Origin of the sequence: Candidatus Vicinibacter proximus (assembly GCA_016713905.1) — a bacterium.
In the GTDB taxonomy this organism is placed as follows: Bacteria; Bacteroidota; Bacteroidia; order Chitinophagales; family Saprospiraceae; genus Vicinibacter; species Vicinibacter proximus.
Window position 1 is genome coordinate 1,300,980 of record JADJOE010000001.1, and the last position, 22,704, is coordinate 1,323,683.

Sequence of the window (22,704 nt, forward strand, 5' to 3'; positions counted from 1 at the left end):
TTTTCCAATGAGTAAATTGTATGCATTTGTAAAAAATTCTGGACCACTTCCGCATTCCGGTTTGAATGCTGACTGTTCAGATAATATTCAAATCTCACGTGCTACTCATCATTCATTCATTTCATTTTTATTTATGAAGTTATTCAACTCTTTATCCCAAAAATTGATGCTGACCCTAAGTTCTAAATCAATCCTAAGCAGATTTGCTTTTTGCATTGCATTGGTTTTATTGACTTCATTCGCCCAGGCTCAGGAAGCCATTAAGGTTGCCCCGGAACTGGAGGGACAGGTCCGTAATTCACTAAAGGAAAACGCACAAACCATCAGGTTCGTTGAAAACAAGGGCCAGTACGAAGATTCAAGTGTTCTATTTTACTATCAGGGAAAAGAAGGAGATGTATTGATCGAGAAGAACAGAATTCGTTTTGTAGTTCACGAGCTCTTAAAAATGAAGGTAGGATATCCATTGGGAACTGAGGGTCCTGATGCACTGGAAGAAGAACAAGTTTCTACAATTGGAGAGCATGTTTTTTTTCTAAATTTTTCGGGAGCAAGTGATCAAGTAAAAATCAACTTGGGAGAATCTTTTGAAACAAAATATAATTTCTTTACCAATCTAGATCCCAACAAATGGGTAAGTGGGGTGAAAGCATCCAAAGAATTGACTTTAACTGATATTTACCCCGGAATTGATTTAAGACTGTACAGTGCACCGGGAGGGGCTCTTGAGTTTGACTGGATTGTGGATGCTGGAGCAGATTTCAGTCAGATTAAAATGAATTTTCTAGGTCAGGATCAGCTCAAAATCGAAAAAGACGGGCAATTGAAAGTAAAGTTAAGATTTACTGATTTATTCTTTCATATTCCGGAATCTTACCAGCTAACAGAAAAAGGCAAAGTACCTGTCACACTTACGTTTGATCTAAAAGGGAAAAATGATGTTGGTTTTAAAAGCAAAGATAAAATTGATAGAAATTATCCATTGATTATAGACCCTATTTTAACCTGGGGTACTTTTTTTGATTTTAACAATGCTAATTTTGATCAGTATCTGTATGCCATACAAGTCGATACGGCCGATCAGTTAACTTATTGTGCAGGGGCTACCAACAGAAGTGTACCGGGAATTTTTCCATATGATTCTACAGGAGGTTATAAAAGTACAATTGGTGGATTGACAGCTAATCCTAATTTAGACCCATTTGCAGCCATAGTTTATCGGCTTAACAACACTGGTAGTGCAATTGTGGATGTAACCCTTTACGGGCCTAATACTATGGTATCTCCAAACAGAGTGAGAATTCAAGCCTTAAGTTTATCAAATGATCGGGTTTTTGTTGGTGGATTTACCAATGTGGATATTCCTATGACCGGCAGTCCATTTGATGGAACGCGCAACAATAATGATGGCTTCGTTGCGGTTTTTTCAAAAGATTTAGGGACATTACACTACAGTACCTATCTTGGTTCTGCAGCCAGTGAAGGAGATTGGGGGGTATCGTCAATTAGGGCAATTAGCAACACTTCTTATGTGGTAGGTTTGACCACTGCTGGTCAATTACCCAGCTCGTATGTTCCAGCTGCAGCAAATGACACAACTTATAACGGTAGCCAGGATATTTGGATTGGAAAATTCAACACCATCAATGGATTATCCTGGGGTACTTATGTCGGAGGGGCACAAGCGGATACACTCAATGACATTGAAGTTTTTTCTGATGGGAGAGTTGCTTTTGCAGGATGGGGAAACAGTACACTTTCTGGTATAGAAACAAGAGGTGCAGCAGCCAGTAGTGCTGTGACTACCAATCCGGACGGATATATTGGAGTTTTGACTTCAAATGGTCAGACTTTTAATTATTTCGATGAAATAGGCGGAGCCAATTGGGATCGTCTTATGGATGTAGAAATTGTTGGCACAAAACTGTATTGGACTGGTTCTGTAGGTGATGGTTTTCCGGTATCTACTTCAGGTGTGTATGATAACACATTTAATGGTAGAATAGATGCCGTAGTTGGGGTGGTCAGTGATACAGGTGGTGTTGCGACTTATAAGGCAACCTTCTATGGGTCAAGTGGTCAAGACTTGGGAAATGGAATTAAACTGGTTTCAGAAACTGCCTGTGGGAGTGGTGGTAATTCATTTATTTTGATTTGGGGAACAACAGGAGGCAATAATCTTCCAACACGCAATATTGGTTCAGATCCATTTTTTGATGCTTCTGCTAATGGTGGTACTGATATGTTTTTTTCCGGCTTTAGAAGTGCATTAGATACTTTAATATATGGGACTTACGTAGGTGGAAATCAAAATGATTATTTGGGAAATATTGGCAACCCTATTGGTTCAAATCATCTTTGGGTTTTAGGAAGTAGTATTTATGTGGGTACTACGACACACAGTTCTACGCTGACCCCCACCGTTATTTTAGGAGGTTTCGACCAGAATAAAAATAATGGAGGAAATGATGCACACGTGATTTTTAAAATTGCTGTAACTTCTATCGTAACAGTAGACTACGGAGATGCGCCTACTTCCTTTGGTAGTCCGTTTCATAACATTAATTGTGGTACCATTGGAATCAAGAGAATTGATTCAGAATCCGGACCCCAACCTACCAATAAAGCCAGAGGTGATGATTTGGCTGGATTTGATGACGAAGATGGCGTTGCCTCATTGCCGATTGTAAATACAGGAGGACCACAGACTGTAACCATAACCATTGACAGTATCTATAATCAAACTGGTCGTGAAGCAACCATTTACGCTTGGATAAATGTTTCAGGAGATGGAAGATTTCAAGCCGATGAGTTTCAAACCACCAAAGTGGCAAATGGATTTGTAGGTTCAAAAACTCTTACATGGGCAAACGTGACCATGAGTGCACCCGATTCTAATAGATTTTTAAGAATCAGGATTACAACAGACTCTCTAATTGATAATTTGCTTAATGACAATGTGGATGAGAGATCTCTGATTTCAGCACGGGACGGGGAAGTTGAAGATTATTTTCTGGATACCGTTTATACGCAAGTTGTTTTAAATTGCCCTCTGAATAGAGTGGAGGCGGCTTGCCAGACTCAGGCTCAAATAAATACCAAATTTGCTGCTTGGTTAGCTACAGTAAATTATACTGGGGGCTGCAATCCTGTTCTTACCAATAATAATACAGGAGCTCCTTTAGCTTGTGGAGGTACCACTACAGTCACTTTTACGGTCACCAGTGATTGCGAGCCACCGGTCTCTTGTATGGCCACCTTCACTGTAACCAATGCGCCGGCAGTAGTTTTAACCTGTCCTACTAATAAAACAGAACCTATTTGCTTAACGCAAGACACTGTAAACGCTAGATTTAATGCGTGGCTAAATACTGCCTCACGAACTGGCGGATGCAGTCCAGTTTTAAGCAATAATAATACGGGAGCGCCAGATAAATGTGGGGGTACCAGAAGTGTAACTTTTACAGTCACCAGCTCATGTGAGGTGAACAGAACCTGTACGGCCACCTACACTGTTAGTACACCAGCAACTGTGGCGATTACATGTCCTACTTCCAAGGTGGAACCTGCTTGTTTAACACAAGACACTGTAAACGCTAGATTTAATGCATGGCTGGCTTCAGTCTCCAGAACAGGTGGCTGCAATGTTGTAATAACCAATAATAATATTGGAGCTCCCTCGAAATGCGGTGGATTAAGGTCTGTGACTTTTACTGCTACCAGCACTTGTGATGTAAATAAAACGTGTACCGCTACCTATCGTGTTACCACGGATACAACGCCTGTAGTTACAGGAACTCTTGATACTTTAGTTGTTCAGGGTTGTACAGCCTCCAATGCACCGGTTGCAAAAACTACAGTTGCAGGAATTGAATCTCTTCCTGGAAACGTTTTAATAACGGATGCGTGTACACCGGATTCTTTGCTTACCGTCATGAGTACTGACAGTAGTTATAATACCTGTCCGGTTTATGTAAAAAGAACTTATAAAGTGACAGATGTATGCAGCAACACCACCTCAGGAATCATACAAATTATAAAAATTCAGGATACTACTCCACCAAACATTACCGGTGCGTTAGATACAATTACTTTAGAAGGTTGTACCATTTCTGTTGTTCCATTGCCAGTTACAACAGTAGCTGCTTTAGAAGCCCTACCAGGCAATCTTATGATTTCGGATACGTGCACTACAGACCCAAATTTGGTGGTGATGAGTTCTGATTCCAGTTATAATAACTGTCCGATCATTCTTAGAAGAAAATACACAGTTAAAGATGCTTGTAACAATATTAGCAATAATATTTTTCAGTACTTCAGAATTAGAGATACTCAAGCTCCATCTTTTACAGGATCTCTGGATACTCTGACCTTAGAGGGTTGTACAGTATCTTCAGCGCCTGCGCCAAAAACTACAGTGGCCCAATTGGAAGCTCTACCTGGAAACCTTATGATTTTTGATTCCTGTACTGTTGATGCCCAGTTGATTGTTATGAGTGTAGATAGTGTTTATGGCTCATGTCCAATTAACATTAAACGAAAATATACAATCACAGATGCCTGTGGAAATACCAGTAATATAATTGTTCACTTTATCAGAGTGGATGACACTACTTCCCCTTCAGTTACAGGTTCGTTAGATACTCTAATAATTAATGGATGTGAAGCTGGTGCAGCACCGGCACCAAAAACAACCGTCGCGGAACTGGAAGCCCTACCGGGCAATTTAATGATTACCGATGTATGCACCGTGGATGCTTCGCTTACGGTAAGTAGTTTCGATGAAGTTGATGGGACTTGTCCGATTGTAATTACCAGAACCTATAACATTACCGATGCATGTGGAAACACCAGCGTAGATATTATTCATATCATTGAAGTACAAGATACCACAAAGCCTACATTCAGCAAGCCGGCAGACATTACCATTTATGTCGATGAGACATGTATGTATGATGCAGACACCAGCATTACTGGAACAGTTACAGATGAAATGGACAATTGCAGTATTGGATTAGATGCCATGTATGCAGATTCCACAGTAGTTGGGTCATGTCAGGGAGAAACAAAGATTTATAGAAAATGGACGTTACTCGATGATTGCAACAATGCAGCCACCCCTAAAACTCAGTTGATAACAGTCAGTGATACCATCCCACCTACTTTTACGGTTCCAGCAGACATTACCATTTATAAAAGCCCGGACATTCCGGATACTGCGGTAATTGTAAATTATGATTTTAATGGAGGATCAGATTATGATGCTCTTTGTCCTCAGGTATTTACAGGCATCAGTGTAAAAGTAGACACCTCTTCAAATCCATTTAAACAAGTGCCCGGAACTAATTCGGGAACATTTGCCTACACCAATAATCCCGACGCTGGCAACGGTTTGACCGTGGACAGTTCACAAACTGCCGGACATTGGCAGTTCAATATCAAGGGAGAGACGCTGCAAAATTGCAGTAATATTGGAGTACACATACAAGGGTACAAGGCAGGTTTAGGAAGTGCGGATGTATTGCGCATGGAATACAGTCTCAACGGTTCCACATGGAATATTTTCCGAACAAAAACACTTACAACAGGTAGTTGGGTTCAGGACACTGCCACCATACCTGGTGTCAGCAGCCCGGATAGTTTATTTTTAAGAATTAGTTATACTACTCCGGGAGTAGGATCTCCTAAGAGTCTTCATATAGATAACTTACAAGTAAGAGCTCAGTTGTGCTGCGGCTATGATGCCTCACCCAATGTAACCGGAAATGTTACTGACGAGAGCGACAATTGCGCGACCGGTTTATTGGCAACTTTCTGTGATTCGGTAGTTGTAGAACCTTGTGAAGGTTCTAACCTTATTTACAGGATGTGGTCCTTGCAAGACAGTTGTGGCAATGATGCAGAAATGGGCACTCAGTTGATTACTGTTTTAGATACTACCAAACCAACTTTTGATATTCCCAACGACACAACACTTTATAAAGGTGGTGTCAGTGCAGACACAAACATCATCGTTAATTATAATTTCAACAGAGGAAATTCGTATCCTAAATTATACCCGCGTTTGTATTTTGGAATTTTGTCTGAAGTGGATTCCAGTTCGAATGTATTCCTTACAGATACCGGAACCATCACGGGACCATTGGCTTTTGCAGTAGATTCATTTGTCGGCAGAGCCATGCGGGTTGATACCAGTGATCGCCCGGGGCATTGGCAATTTAATTTGAGTGGATTTTATCTTCCTCTGTGCAGTAATATCAAGGTTTATTCGCAAGCCTTGATGAAAGGTGTAGGTGCTGCAGATACCTGCCATTTTGATTACAGTTTGAACGATACTACCTGGTTCAGGTATAACTCCTTCCCATTAACCTTGGGTCAATGGAAGGAAGATACCGCCACTGTTCCGGTTAGTGGTGTGTCTAGATTATATTTAAGAGTTACTTACTCGGGAGGTACGGGAATAGGAGATAAATCATTCCTGATGGATAACTTCCAGGTGAATGCACAAATGAATTTTGATTCATGCTCTTATGATGCCGATCCCTCTATTACAGGCTGGCCGACCAATGTCATGGACAATTGTGACAAACATCCGGTAGTGTTTTATGTGGACACCATTCAGGAAGGACCTACCTGCTCTTCAGAAACCTTAATCTATAGAAGCTGGACCGTGATCGACGACTGTGAGAACATGGACACGGCTACACAGATCATCACCATTCTGGATACGCTCAAACCAATAATTACTTGTCCGATCGATGTGACTGTAAATTGCGAGCAATCCACAGATCCGGATTCAACCGGTTATGCTACCGCATTTGAATTCTGCTACGATACAATGGTTTTGGTTACCCATCTCGACAGTATTCTCCCGGGAACCTGTCCGGGTGATTATACCATATTAAGAGAATGGACAGCCATGGATTCCTGTGGTAATACCAGCATGTGTACTCAGGTCATTACAGTCATACCTATTGAAGGTCCTGAGCTCACTTGTCCTAATGATACCACCCTCATTGCTTGCCAGACACAGGGCACAGTGAATGCTGCATTTGATGCCTGGTTGGAAACGGTGCAGGTTTCAGGCGGATGTTATACAGAATTAACAGACGACAACACGGGTCCTCCGGATGCTTGTGGCGGAAGCAAAACGGTCACCTTCACGGCTACCAGTGATTGTGAAGATGATCAGGTTTGCATGGCGACCTTTACGGTTACAGCAGCTCCTGTAGTTGTTTTAACCTGTCCGACAAATGCTACAGAAGCAGCTTGTCAAACGCAGGCAGAAATAAATGCTAAATTCACCACCTGGTTGGGAACGGCCATGTTCACAGGTGGATGTAATGCGACAATTAGTAATAACAACAATGGAGCCCCTATGGCTTGTGGCGGTAGCAAAACCGTCACCTTCACTGTCACCAGTACCTGTGAGCCAAATAGGACCTGCATGGCGACCTTTACAGTTACAGCAGCACCTGCTGTAGTGATTACTTGTCCCGTAAATGCCACCGAAGCAGCTTGCCAAACGCAGGCTGAGATCGACACAAAGTTTACGACCTGGTTGGGGACAGCCATGTTCACCGGAGGATGCAATGGCGTTTTAACCAATGACAATACCGGAGCGCCGATGGCCTGCGGTGGAACAAAGACGGTAATTTTTACCGTGAACAGTGATTGCGAAGGTCCTAAAACCTGCACCGCTACTTTTACCGTAACAGCCGCACCTCCAGTGATGCTCACTTGCCCTACGAATACCACTGAAGCAGCGTGCCAGACACAAGCACAAATAGATACAAAATTCAATACATGGTTAAGCACAGCGATGTTTACAGGTGGTTGCAATGGCGTGTTGAGCAACGATAATTCTGGCGCTCCAATGGCATGCGGAGGAACTAAAACAGTCGTATTTACCGTAACCAGTTCCTGCGAATCAAACAATACCTGTTCTGCAACATTTACCGTGGATCCTGCTCCTCCGGTAATGCTTACATGCCCAACAAATCAAACTGAGGCAGCTTGCCAAACACAAACAGAAATTAATACTAAGTTCAATACCTGGCTAGGAACCGTCAGCTACAGCGGTGGATGTAATTCTATGTTGAGCAATGACAATTCCGGTGCTCCTGATAAATGTGGCGGAGTTGCTACGGTTACTTTCACGGTATCCAGTTCCTGTGAGTCTAACAATACCTGTACCGCTACTTTTACGGTGACACCTGCTCCTGCGGTCGTTCTGAATTGTCCTGCCAACCAAACGGAAGCCTCCTGTCAATCACAGACAGACATCAACAATAAATTTACCACCTGGTTGGGTACTGCTAATTTTAGTGGAGGCTGCAATGCAACATTAAGTAACGATAACAGTGGTGCACCGGATAAATGTGGAGGTGTTGCTGTCGTAACGTTTACAGTAACCAGTACCTGCGAACCTAATAATACCTGTACTGCAACATTCACTGTAACCCCAGCCCCGGCTGTGGTTTTAACTTGTCCTGTTAATGCAACAGAAGCAGAGTGTCAGACGCAGTCTGCCATTGATACAAAATTCACAACCTGGTTAGGCACCGCCATGTTTACAGGTGGCTGTAATGGAGTTTTGACTAACGATAATACAGGCGCACCAATGGCTTGTGGGGGAAGTAAAACAGTTACCTTTACCGTAACCAGCGATTGTGAAGGTCCTAAAACCTGCATGGCTACATTTACCGTAACCGCTGCGCCAGCAGTTGTGTTGACGTGTCCAACCAATGCGACAGAAGCAGAATGTCAAACACAATCTGCCATTGACACGAAATTTAATACCTGGCTAGGCACCGCCATGTTTACAGGTGGCTGTAATGGAGTTTTGACTAACGATAATACCGGTGCCCCAATGGCATGTGGCGGAAGCAAAACTGTTACATTTACGGTAACCAGTGATTGTGAAGGTCCCAAAACCTGCATGGCTACATTTACTGTAACCGCTGCCCCTGCAGTTGTGTTAACATGTCCAACCAATGCAACGGAAGCAGAATGTCAGACTCAATCTGCTATTGATGCAAAATTCACCACCTGGCTTGGTACTGCCATGTTTACAGGTGGGTGTAATGGCGTACTGACCAACGATAATACCGGAGCGCCAATGGCCTGCGGCGGTAGTAAAACCGTCATTTTTACGGTCAACAGCGATTGCGAAGGTCCTAAAACCTGTACTGCCACTTTTACAGTAACTGCGGCTCCGATAGTAGTGCTTACTTGCCCAACTAATCAAACCGAAGCCGCTTGCCAAACACAAGCAGCTATTGATGCTAAATTCAATACCTGGTTAGGTACTGCCATGTTTACAGGTGGTTGCAATGGCGTTTTGACGAATGACAATACAGGTGCTCCAATGGCCTGTGGTGGTGTCAAAATGGTAACATTTACAGTGACCAGCGATTGCGAACCAAATAAAACATGTACGGCCACTTTTACCGTGATAGACGCACCTGTAGTAGTTCTCAATTGCCCATCCAATCAAACTGAAGCAGCCTGTCAAACACAGTCAGCGATTGATGCTAAATTCACGACCTGGTTGGGAACAGCCAATTTTAGTGGTGGTTGCAATGCAATGCTGAGTAACAACAGCACAACAGCACCAGATCATTGTGGTGGGATGGCCTCTGTAACTTTTACAGTGACCAGCGATTGCGAACCAAATAAAACTTGTACGGCCACCTTCACGGTAACACCGGCACCGGCAGTTAATTTAACCTGTCCGGTAAATGCAACCGAAGCAGCTTGTCAAACACAAGCAGCGATTGATGCAAAATTCAATACTTGGTTGGGTACCGCGATGTTTACAGGAGGATGCAATGGAATGCTGAGCAACAACAACAGTGGTCCTGCCCCTGATCATTGCGGAGGAAGCAAGAGTGTGACATATACGGTAACCAGCGATTGCGAACCGAATGTGACCTGTACTGCAACGTTTACCGTTACTCCTGCCCCTGCGGTGATGCTGACCTGTCCTGCGAACGTGACAGAAGCAGCCTGTCAAACGCAAGCACAAATAGATACTAAATTCAACACCTGGTTGGGTACCGCGATGTTTACGGGCGGCTGTAATGGTATGCTGAGCAACAACAACAGCGGACCTGCACCGGATCATTGCGGTGGAAGCAAGAGTGTTACCTACACGGTGACGAGCGATTGCGAACCGAATGTAACCTGTACAGCAACGTTTACAGTGGATCCGGCACCACCGGTGATGCTAACCTGTCCTGCGAACGTGACAGAAGCTGCATGTCAAACACAAGCAGCGATCGATGCCAAATTCAATACCTGGTTGGGTACTGCGATGTTTACCGGCGGCTGTAATGGTATGCTGAGCAACAACAACAGCGGACCTGCACCGGATCATTGTGGTGGAAGCAAGAGTGTTACCTATACGGTGACCAGCGATTGCGAACCGAACGTAACCTGTACGGCAACGTTTACAGTAGATCCTGCACCGGCAGTGGTATTAACTTGTCCTACGAATGCTACCGAAGCTGCTTGTCAAAGCCAGTCAGCGATAGATGCAAAATTCAATACCTGGTTGGGTACTGCGATGTTTACAGGAGGTTGTAACGGAATGATGAGCAACAACAGCACCACAGCACCAAACGCCTGTGGTGGATCTGCATCCATCACTTTCACGGTGACCAGCGATTGTGAACCAAATCAAACCTGCACGGCAACGTTCACAGTAGATCCGGCACCACCGGTAAATCTTACCTGTCCTGCAAGTGTAACGGAGGCTGCTTGTCAGACACAGTCAGCGATAGATGCAAAATTCAATACCTGGTTGGGTACAGCGATGTTTACGGGTGGTTGTAACGGCATGTTGAGCAACAACAGCACGACCCCACCAAACGCCTGCGGTGGATCTGCATCCATCACCTTTACAGTGACGAGCGATTGCGAACCGAACGTGACTTGTACAGCGACGTTTACCGTTACCCCTGCACCACCGGTGATGTTGACCTGTCCTGCGAATGTAACAGAGGCCGCTTGTCAGACACAAGCACAAATAGATACTAAATTCAATACCTGGTTGGGAACAGCAATGTTTACCGGCGGATGTAACGGCATGCTGAGCAACAACAGCACGACAGCCCCTGATCATTGTGGCGGCGTAGCAACAGTGACCTATACGGTTACCAGTGACTGCGAACCAAATGTGACCTGTACAGCGACATTTACCGTTACCCCTGCACCACCGGTGATGTTGACCTGTCCTGCGAATGTAACAGAAGCAGCTTGTCAGACACAATCGGCCATAGATACAAAATTCAATGCATGGTTGGGTACCGCGATGTTTACCGGCGGCTGTAATGGCATGCTGAGCAACAACAGCACGACTGCCCCTGATCATTGTGGTGGCGTAGCAACGGTGACTTATACGGTTACCAGTGACTGCGAACCAAATGTGACCTGCACAGCGACATTTACGGTAGATCCGGCACCACCGGTGATGTTGACCTGTCCTGCGAATGTGACAGAAGCTGCGTGTCAAACGCAAGCACAAATAGATACAAAATTCAATACCTGGTTAGGTACTGCAATGTTTACCGGCGGCTGTAATGGTATGCTGAGCAACAACAACAGCGGACCTGCACCGGATCATTGCGGAGGCAGCAAGAGTGTTACCTATACAGTGACGAGCGATTGCGAACCGAATGTGACCTGTACGGCAACGTTTACAGTGGATCCGGCACCACCGGTGATGCTGACCTGTCCTGCGAACGTGACAGAAGCTGCGTGTCAAACGCAAGCACAAATAGATACTAAATTCAACACCTGGTTGGGTACTGCAATGTTTACGGGCGGCTGTAATGGTATGCTGAGCAACAACAACAGCGGACCTGCACCGGATCATTGCGGTGGAAGCAAGAGTGTTACCTACACGGTGACGAGCGATTGCGAACCAAATGTAACCTGTACAGCAACGTTCACCGTGGATCCGGCACCACCGGTGATGCTAACCTGTCCTGCGAACGTGACAGAAGCTGCATGTCAAACACAAGCAGCGATCGATGCCAAATTCAATACCTGGTTGGGTACTGCAATGTTTACCGGCGGCTGTAATGGTATGCTGAGCAACAACAACAGCGGACCTGCACCGGATCATTGCGGTGGAAGCAAGAGTGTTACCTATACGGTGACCAGCGATTGCGAACCGAACGTAACCTGTACGGCAATGTTTACAGTAGATCCTGCACCGGCAGTGGTATTAACTTGTCCTACGAATGCTACCGAAGCAGCTTGTCAAACACAAGCACAAATAGATGCAAAATTCAATACCTGGTTGGGCACTGCGATGTTTACAGGAGGTTGTAACGGAATGATGAGCAACAACAGCACCACAGCACCAAACGCCTGTGGTGGATCTGCATCCATCACTTTCACGGTGACCAGCGATTGTGAACCAAATCAAACCTGCACGGCAACGTTCACAGTAGATCCGGCACCACCGGTAAATCTTACCTGTCCTGCAAGTGTAACGGAGGCTGCTTGTCAGACACAGTCAGCGATAGATGCAAAATTCAATACCTGGTTGGGTACAGCGATGTTTACGGGTGGTTGTAACGGCATGCTGAGTAACAACAGCACGACCCCACCAAACGCCTGCGGTGGATCTGCATCCATCACCTTTACAGTGACGAGCGATTGCGAACCGAACGTGACTTGTACAGCGACCTTTACCGTTACCCCTGCACCACCGGTGATGTTGACCTGTCCTGCGAATGTAACAGAAGCAGCTTGTCAGACACAAGCACAAATAGATACCAAGTTCAATACGTGGTTAGGCACTGCGATGTTCACAGGAGGTTGTAACGGTATGCTGAGTAACAACAGCACGACTGCCCCTGATCATTGTGGCGGCGTAGCAACAGTGACCTATACGGTTACCAGTGACTGCGAACCAAATGTGACCTGTACAGCGACATTTACCGTTACCCCGGCACCACCGGTGATGTTGACCTGTCCTGCGAATGTAACAGAAGCAGCTTGTCAGACACAATCGGCCATAGATACAAAATTCAATGCATGGTTGGGTACCGCGATGTTTACCGGCGGCTGTAATGGCATGCTGAGCAACAACAGCACGACTGCCCCTGATCATTGTGGTGGCGTAGCAACGGTGACTTATACGGTTACCAGTGACTGCGAACCAAATGTGACCTGCACAGCGACATTTACGGTAGATCCGGCACCGGTAGTGAATTTAACTTGTCCGGTAAATGTAACAGAAGCAGCTTGTCAAACACAAGCACAAATAGATACAAAATTCAATACCTGGTTAGGTACTGCAATGTTTACTGGCGGCTGTAATGGTATGCTGAGCAACAACAGTACCACTGCACCAAATGCATGCGGCGGATCTGCCTCTGTAACTTTTACGGTGACGAGCGATTGCGAACCGAATGTAACCTGTACGGCAACGTTTACAGTGGATCCGGCACCACCGGTGATGCTGACCTGTCCTGCGAATGTGACTGAAGCAGCCTGTCAAACGCAAGCACAAATAGATACTAAATTCAACACCTGGTTGGGTACCGCGATGTTTACGGGCGGCTGTAATGGTATGCTGAGCAACAACAACAGCGGACCTGCACCGGATCATTGCGGTGGAAGCAAGAGTGTTACCTACACGGTGACGAGCGATTGCGAACCGAATGTTACCTGTACAGCAACGTTCACCGTGGATCCGGCACCACCGGTGATGCTAACCTGTCCTGCGAACGTGACAGAAGCTGCATGTCAAACACAAGCAGCGATCGATGCCAAATTCAATACCTGGTTGGGTACTGCAATGTTTACCGGCGGCTGTAATGGTATGCTGAGCAACAACAACAGCGGACCTGCACCGGATCATTGTGGTGGAAGCAAGAGTGTTACCTATACGGTGACCAGCGATTGCGAACCGAACGTAACCTGTACGGCAACGTTTACAGTAGATCCTGCATCGGCAGTGGTATTAACTTGTCCTACGAATGCTACCGAAGCTGCTTGTCAAAGCCAGTCAGCGATAGATGCAAAATTCAATACCTGGTTGGGTACTGCGATGTTTACAGGAGGTTGTAACGGAATGATGAGCAACAACAGCACCACAGCACCAAACGCCTGTGGTGGATCTGCATCCATCACTTTCACGGTGACCAGCGATTGTGAACCAAATCAAACCTGCACGGCAACGTTCACAGTAGATCCGGCACCACCGGTAAATCTTACCTGTCCTGCAAGTGTAACGGAGGCTGCTTGTCAGACACAGTCAGCGATAGATGCAAAATTCAATACCTGGTTGGGTACAGCGATGTTTACGGGTGGTTGTAACGGCATGTTGAGCAACAACAGCACGACCCCACCAAACGCCTGCGGTGGATCTGCATCCATCACCTTTACAGTGACGAGCGATTGCGAACCGAACGTGACTTGTACAGCGACGTTTACCGTTACCCCTGCACCACCGGTGATGTTGACCTGTCCTGCGAATGTAACAGAAGCAGCTTGTCAGACACAAGCACAAATAGATACTAAATTCAATACCTGGTTAGGCACTGCGATGTTTACCGGCGGATGTAACGGCATGCTGAGCAACAACAGCACGACAGCCCCTGATCATTGTGGCGGCGTAGCAACAGTGACCTATACGGTTACCAGTGACTGCGAACCAAATGTGACCTGTACAGCGACATTTACCGTGACCCCTGCACCACCGGTGATGTTGACCTGTCCTGCGAATGTAACAGAAGCAGCTTGTCAGACACAATCGGCCATAGATACAAAATTCAATGCATGGTTGGGTACCGCGATGTTTACCGGCGGCTGTAATGGCATGCTGAGCAACAACAGCACGACTGCCCCTGATCATTGTGGTGGCGTAGCAACGGTGACTTATACGGTTACCAGTGACTGCGAACCAAATGTGACCTGCACAGCGACATTTACGGTAGATCCGGCACCACCGGTGATGCTGACCTGTCCTGCGAATGTAACAGAAGCAGCTTGCCAGACACAAGCACAAATAGATACAAAATTCAATACCTGGTTGGGAACAGCAATGTTTACCGGCGGCTGTAATGGTATGCTGAGCAACAACAACAGCGGACCTGCACCGGATCATTGCGGAGGCAGCAAGAGTGTTACCTATACAGTGACGAGCGATTGCGAACCGAATGTAACCTGTACGGCAACGTTTACAGTGGATCCGGCACCACCGGTGATGTTGACCTGTCCTGCGAATGTGACAGAAGCAGCCTGTCAAACACAAGCACAAATAGATGCAAAATTCAATACCTGGTTGGGTACAGGAATGTTTACGGGAGGTTGTAATGGAATTTTAAGTAATGACAACAGTGGACCTATTCCTGATCATTGCGGTGGAAGCAAGAGTGTTACCTATACGGTGACAAGCGATTGTGAACCAAATGTTACCTGTACAGCAACATTTACGGTCACTCCTGCCCCTGCTGTAGTATTAACTTGCCCTATTAATGCAACCGAAGTCGCATGTCAAACCCAAGCAGCGATCGATGCCAAATTCAATACCTGGTTGGGTACTGCAATGTTTACCGGCGGCTGTAATGGTATGCTGAGCAACAACAACAGCGGCCCTGCACCGGATCATTGCGGCGGAAGTAAGAGTGTAACTTTTACGGTCACCAGTGATTGTGAACCAGTGCAGACTTGTACGGCTACTTTCACGGTAGATCCTGCCCCGGCAGTAGTTTTAACATGTCCGATAAATGTTACTGAAGTAGCATGTCAAACTCAAACAGCGATCGATGCAAAATTCAATACCTGGTTGGGTACTGCGATGTATACTGGTGGTTGTAACGGCGTATTGACCAATGATAACAGCGGACCTGCACCGGATCATTGTGGTGGCAGTAAAACGGTAACGTTTACCGTGAATAGTGATTGTGAAGATCCTATGATGTGTACTGCTACATTTACGGTGGATCCTGCACCTGCTGTAGTGTTGACCTGTCCTGTGAATACAACAGAAGCAGCCTGTCAAAGTCAATCAGCTATAGATGCAAAATTCAATACCTGGTTAGGCACAGCGATGTTTACCGGAGGATGCAATGGTATGCTAAGCAACAACAGCACCACTCCGCCAAATGCTTGTGGTGGATCGGCTTCCATCACTTTCACTGTGACGAGCGATTGTGAATCGAATCAAACTTGCACAGCAACGTTTACCGTTACCCCTGCACCTGTTGTAGTATTAACTTGTCCGGTGAACCAGACGGAAGCTGCTTGCCAATCGCAAACAGACATCAATAATAAATTCAATACCTGGTTGGGTACAGCAAGTTTCAGTGGAGGTTGTAACGCCATGTTGAGTAACAACAGCATAACAGCCCCTGATCATTGTGGTGGTGTAGCCACAGTGACTTTTACAGTAACTAGCGATTGCGAAACACCAAAGACTTGTACTGCAACTTTCACCGTTACACCTGCACCAGTTGTAGTATTAACTTGTCCTTTGAACCAAACAGAAGCTGCTTGTCAATCGCAAACAGACATCAATAATAAATTCAATACCTGGTTGGGTACTGCAAGTTTCAGCGGTGGTTGTAATGCCATGATGAGTAACAACAGCACAACAGCCCCTGATCATTGTGGTGGTGTAGCCTCAGTGACATTTACCGTAACCAGTGATTGTGAAACACCAAAAACTTGTACGGCAACTTTCACCGTAACCCCTGCACCTGTGGTGGTATTAAATTGTCCGGTGAATCAGACGGAAGTTGCTTGCCAGACACAAGCACAAATTGATGCAAAATTTAATACCTGGTTGGGTACAGCTTCATTTAGCGGAGGCTGCAATGGCATGTTGAGCAATGACAATACAGGACCAAATCCGGATCATTGTGGTGGAAGCAAATCCGTTACGTTCACGGTAACCAGTGATTGTGAACCTGTCAAAACTTGTACTGCTAGCTTTACAGTGTTAAGTTCACCGGTTACGCTCAACTGTCCAGTCAATCAAACTGAGGCGGCTTGTCAAACTCAAGCTCAAATTGATACAAAGTTCAATAACTGGTTAGCTACTGCCAACTTTACCGGAGGTTGTAATCCAATATTGTCCAACGACAACAGTGGTCCTAATCCTTCCTTCTGCGGTGGAAGTAAGAGTATTACTTTTACCGTGACCAGCGATTGCGAGACACCAAAGACCTGCCTTGCAACATTTACAGTCACTCCTGCCCCTGCTGTGATTATCAATTGTCCGGTAAATCAGAACGAGGTAGCTTGTCAGACGCAAGCGCAAATTGATGCTAAGTTCAATATTTGGTTGGGTACAGCATCTTTCTCAGGGGGATGTAACGGAACCTTATCCAATGATAACACAGGACCAAATCCAAGTCCATGTGGTGGTAGTAAGACTGTGACATTTACGGTTACCAGCTCCTGTGAAGGACCTAAAACCTGTACAGCAACTTTTACTGTGAACCCGGCACCGCCTGTAGTATTAACATGCCCTGTTAATCAAACTGAGCCTGCTTGTCAGACTCAAGCTGCAATTAATTCTAAATTTACCACTTGGCTTGCTACAGTTTCTGCCACCGGTGGATGTAATCCGGTATTCACAAATAATAATACAGGAGCACCATTAGCATGTGGAGGAACAACCACAGTTACATTTACGGTAACCAGTGATTGTGAATCTCCAAAGACTTGTTCTGCTACTTTCACGGTTAGCCCTGCTCCTGTGGTAAGTGTAACTTGCCCGGTAAGTCAGACAGAAGGACCTTGTCAGACACAGGCAATTATTGATTCTAAGTTTAGCATGTGGTTAAATTCAATTTCTGTAAGCGGAGGTTGTAACACACAAGTAAGTAACAACAATACAGGTGCACCATCTTTCTGCGGAGGTACCACAACCGTTATTTTTACGGTGACCAGCGATTGTGAACCAAATGTGACCTGTACTGCCACTTTCACAGTTTCTCCCGCAACACCGGTTAATCTGACCTGTCCTGTGAATCAGACAGAAGCTGCTTGTCAAAACCAGGCTGCTATCGATGCGAAGTTTAATACCTGGCTGGGAACAGTTTCTTTCAGTGGAGGATGTAATTCTTCACTCAGTAACAACAACACCGGTGCTCCATCCTTCTGTGGTGGCAGTAAAACCGTAACTTTTACGGTAATCAGTGATTGTGAAGCGCCTAAAACCTGTTCAGCAACATTTACCGTGGATCCTACGGCATTGGTCGTGTTGAACTGCCCAGTGAATCAAACAGAGGTGGCTTGTCAAACACAGGCGTCTATCGATACCAAGTTCAATAACTGGTTGGCAACAGTTTCTTTTAGTGGTGGATGTAATCCAACATTGAGCAACAACAATACCGGGGCTCCTTCTTTCTGTGGTGGTAGTAAAACGGTAACTTTTACAGTAACCAGTGATTGTGAAGCGCCTAAGACCTGTATGGCCACTTTTACAGTAGATCCTGCACCTGTTGTGGTATTAACCTGCCCTGTGAATCAAACGGAGGCTGCATGCCAGACGCAAGCGGTCATCAATACTAAGTTTACAGCCTGGTTAAATACAGTAGTTTTCAGTGGCGGTTGCAATGCAACCATCAGTAACAACAATACAGGTGCTCCTAATGCCTGCGGTGGAACTACAACAGTAACGTTTACGGTAAACAGCGATTGTGAGTCGCCAAAAACATGTTCTGCAACATTTACAGTTTCTGGTTCACCGACTACACTTACCTGTCCGGTGAATCAAACAGAGGTGTCTTGTCAAACACAAGCACAAATTGATACCAAATTTGCAACCTGGCTTGCTTCAGTTTCTGCAACCGGTGGATGTAATACCATGTTCAGCAATAACAATACAGGAGCTCCAAATGCTTGTGGTGGTACGACGACAGTAACCTTTACATTGACCAGCGATTGTGATGCGCCTAAAACTTGTAGTGCCACATTCACAGTGCTAAGCTCACCTGTAAATCTAACATGCCCGACAAACCAAACCGAGACCGCATGTCAGACCCAGGCACAGATCGATACCAAATTTGCAACCTGGCTAAATACGGTTAATTTTAGTGGAGGATGTAATGCAACCATAAGTAATGATAACAATGGTGCGCCTAATTTCTGCGGAGGTAGCAAAACAGTAACCTTTACAGTAACCAGCTCTTGTGAAGTACCAAGAACATGTAGTGCTACTTTTACAGTTAACCCAGCACCTCCCGTTAGCGTCACTTGTCCTTTCACCCAAACGGAAGCAGGTTGTCAGACCCAGGCACAGATTGATACCAAATTCGCAACCTGGCTCACCACCATCAATGTATCCGGTGGATGCAACACAATGGTAACCAACAACAATACCGGTGCGCCTAATTTCTGTGGCGGTTCCAGTGTAGTAATATTTACGGTTACCAGCAGTTGTGAGCCATCCAGTACCTGCACGGCATCTTTTAATGTTAACCCTGCACCTGGTGTAATTTTAACATGTCCTTCAAATCAAACGGAAGCCGCTTGTCAGACTCAGGCAGACATCAATTCTAAATTTGCAACCTGGTTGTCTACAGTGAATGTAAATGGAGGTTGCAATCCGATGGTGACCAACAATAATTCAGGTGCGCCAAACTTCTGCGGTGGCACCACAACTGTGGTCTTTACTGTAACCAGTTCATGTGCCAGTTCCTCAACATGTTCTGCCGTCTTTACAGTAAATAATGCACCAAATCTTACCTTAACTTGTCCAGCAAATGTCAGTGAGGCTGCTTGTCAAACACAAGCCCAAATCAATACGAAATTTGCAGCATGGTTGAGTTCGGTGAGCACAACTGGAGGATGTAATCCGGTGGTAACCAACAATAATTCAGGAGCGCCTAATTTCTGCGGTGGGACGACTACCGTAGTCTTTACAGTAACCAGCAGCTGCGCAAGCTCTTCGACATGTTCTGCCACATTTACCGTTTTGTCTTCTCCAATTTCCATTACTTGTCCTAACAATGTAACGGAAGTTTCCTGTCAGACACAAAGTGAAATCAATACCAAGTTTAACAACTGGCTAAATGGCGCTTTGATAACCGGAGGATGTAATCCTGTCGTGAGCAATAACAACAACGGTGCACCTAATGAATGTGGTGGCTCAAAAACAGTCACTTTCACGGTAACCAGTGATTGCGATATACCAAAATCCTGTACAGCAACATTCACGGTGGAAACCATTCCGGATCCGCAGATCGTTTGTCCACCTGATGTAACCATTGATTGTGATGAATCTACCTTACCTTCCAACACTGGTGTTCCGGCTGCAGTAGATGGATGTAACGGCACTCCGAATGTAAGTTATGATGACCAAATTACTTATGGTGATTGCCCGGGTGATTATGTAATTACCAGAACCTGGTTAGCGGTTGATAAGTGTAATAAAACAGATGAATGTATGCAGATCATTACCGTGGTCAATACAGTAGAACCAACCTTTACCTTACCACCGGATATTACAATTTTCAAATCTGCTTCCGCATCCGCAACAGCTAAGACAATTGTGAATTATGATTTCAACAAAGGGATTTCATACCCAAGCTTGTCGCCATATTTATATCCAGGAATTACATCCGTTGTCGACACCAGCTCGAATATGTACATGAGTACAACGGGTGTTACAACAGGGATTCAGGCCTTTACTGTTAATTCAGTGGCTGGAAAAGGACTTAAAGTCACTAATTCTCAGCAAACCGGTCATTGGCAATTCAATCTTGCGGGTAGATCTCTACCTTCCTGTACTAATTTTGAAGTATATGTTCAAGCTCAAAGGAAGAGTAATGGAAGTGCCACAACCTTGTTGATGGATTACAGCACCAATGGTACAACATGGAATAATTTCAGCTCAACACCATTGACCATTGGCAATTGGGTGGAATGTGTAGCAGGTATACCGGGAGTGGCCAATCCGAATAATCTATACATCAGAGTAAGGTATAGTGGTGGATCCAATAATGAGACGAAGGAATTATTTATCGATAACTTCCAGGTCAGGATCAGCAAGCAATATGAAGCGTGTGCATTTGATGATGGACCTGACAAGACCGGATATCCATCAAACATTAATCATCCATGTGATGCTGATCCATCCTTTACTTACAAGGATTCCCTCGAGGCAGGAGATTGTGTTTCAAAGGTATTCAGGACCTGGATTGTTACAGACAATTGCGGTAATTCTTCCAGTGGAACAGGAAAGCAGGTTATCACTGTCAAAGATTCTACCGGACCTGTGATCACTTGTCCATCTTCAAATGTTCAAGTGAGAAAGGCGGATTCAACAAAATGTTACTACACTGTGGTCAATTCAGAATTTGATGCTACAGCTTATGATTTGTGTCAGGATTCTGCGGTAACCATTACCAACGACCTCAATAATTCTTCTACTTTGAACGGCTATCAGTTTAAGGTTGGTAAGGATACCATAAAATGGACGGCTACGGATGCTTGTGGCAATACCTCTGTTTGTTTTGTAAAAGTAGATATTTACGAAATTGAACCACCGGAAGCGAGATGTAAGGAGAATACGATTGTTCTCGATTCCACGGGAATAAAAACCATAACGGTAGATACTATAGATAACAATTCAACAGATAATTGTGGCATCCAAACCAGGTTTTTGAACAGATACACCTACACTTGTGATGATATTCCATTCAGAATTGTGACCCTCACAGTGATAGATTCCAGTGGACTCAGTGATACCTGTACGGCAAAACTTTACATCATAGACAATGTGAAGCCAAAGATTGTGTGTAAAAATTTAAGTTTTGCACTTCCTCAATCAAAGACAAAAACCATAACCGCTTTGGATGTTTTGCTGAGCAATACAGACAACTGTGGAATTCTTACGAGGGTGGTGGTGCCAAACACTTTCAATTGCGACAGTCCGAAGAATACTACGGTTACCGTTACCGTTACCGATGTGAATGGAAATTCTTCAACTTGTACTTCAATAGTCACCATCACAAATGATTCCGATAACGATGGAATTTATGATCCTTGTGACAATTGTATCAACGATCCAAATCCTAATCAGATGGATAGTGATTGTGATAAGGTGGGAGACGCATGTGATGTTTGTCCAAACGGTGATGATTCTGTAGACAACAATGGCGATGGTTTACCGGATTGTAAATATCCTCCAACCTTTGCCAATATTCTAAGTTCATGGAAATGTGGTAATATTCCGCAAAGAGTATATGTTGCTTCTATAGGAACCAATGGACAGTGTACTAGAAAGTGTGTTTTGTATACAACTTACCTCAAGGATAAAGGACCAAAATTGCATTTGGGACCTTGTAAATCCTGTGGCGAAGGATTTACCGATAATGGCGGTGGCGACGAAGTGATCGAATATATCTACGAAGAACAGGAGGATCCACAGGTATCTGTCTCCAAACCTAATGGAGAATATGATTTTATTCTGGTGCCGAATCCAAATGAAGGAGAGTTCGAAATTCAATTTGACCAACCAATTGATCAGGGTACGGTAAAAGTGATCAATATGCTTGGCCAAGAAGTTTGGAATTTTGAAATAAAGGAACTAACCCATTTGATTAAAGTGAGTGAGCAGTCCTTTAAATTCCATACTTCTGGAATGTATCGGGTCATGTTATTGTCTAATAATGGAAAGAAAATTCACAATCTTATGATTATTTCTAAGTAGTGTTGTGAAAAAAA

1 protein-coding gene is annotated in these 22,704 nt (G+C 44.8%); it reads left to right on the top strand.

What is annotated here, in order from left to right:
- Positions 1-7 precede the first annotated feature (7 nt).
- A complete protein-coding gene (locus IPJ83_05085) occupies positions 8-22,690 on the top strand; it encodes a T9SS type A sorting domain-containing protein (GenBank protein MBK7879916.1) in 22,683 nt (7,560 codons plus the stop codon).
- Positions 22,691-22,704 lie beyond the last annotated feature (14 nt).

Bases quoted from the DNA above. Each gene is read 5' to 3' on its own strand.
- IPJ83_05085 (MBK7879916.1), top strand. From the start codon at position 8: ATGAGTAAATTGTATGCATTTGTAAAAAATTCTGGACCACTTCCGCAT.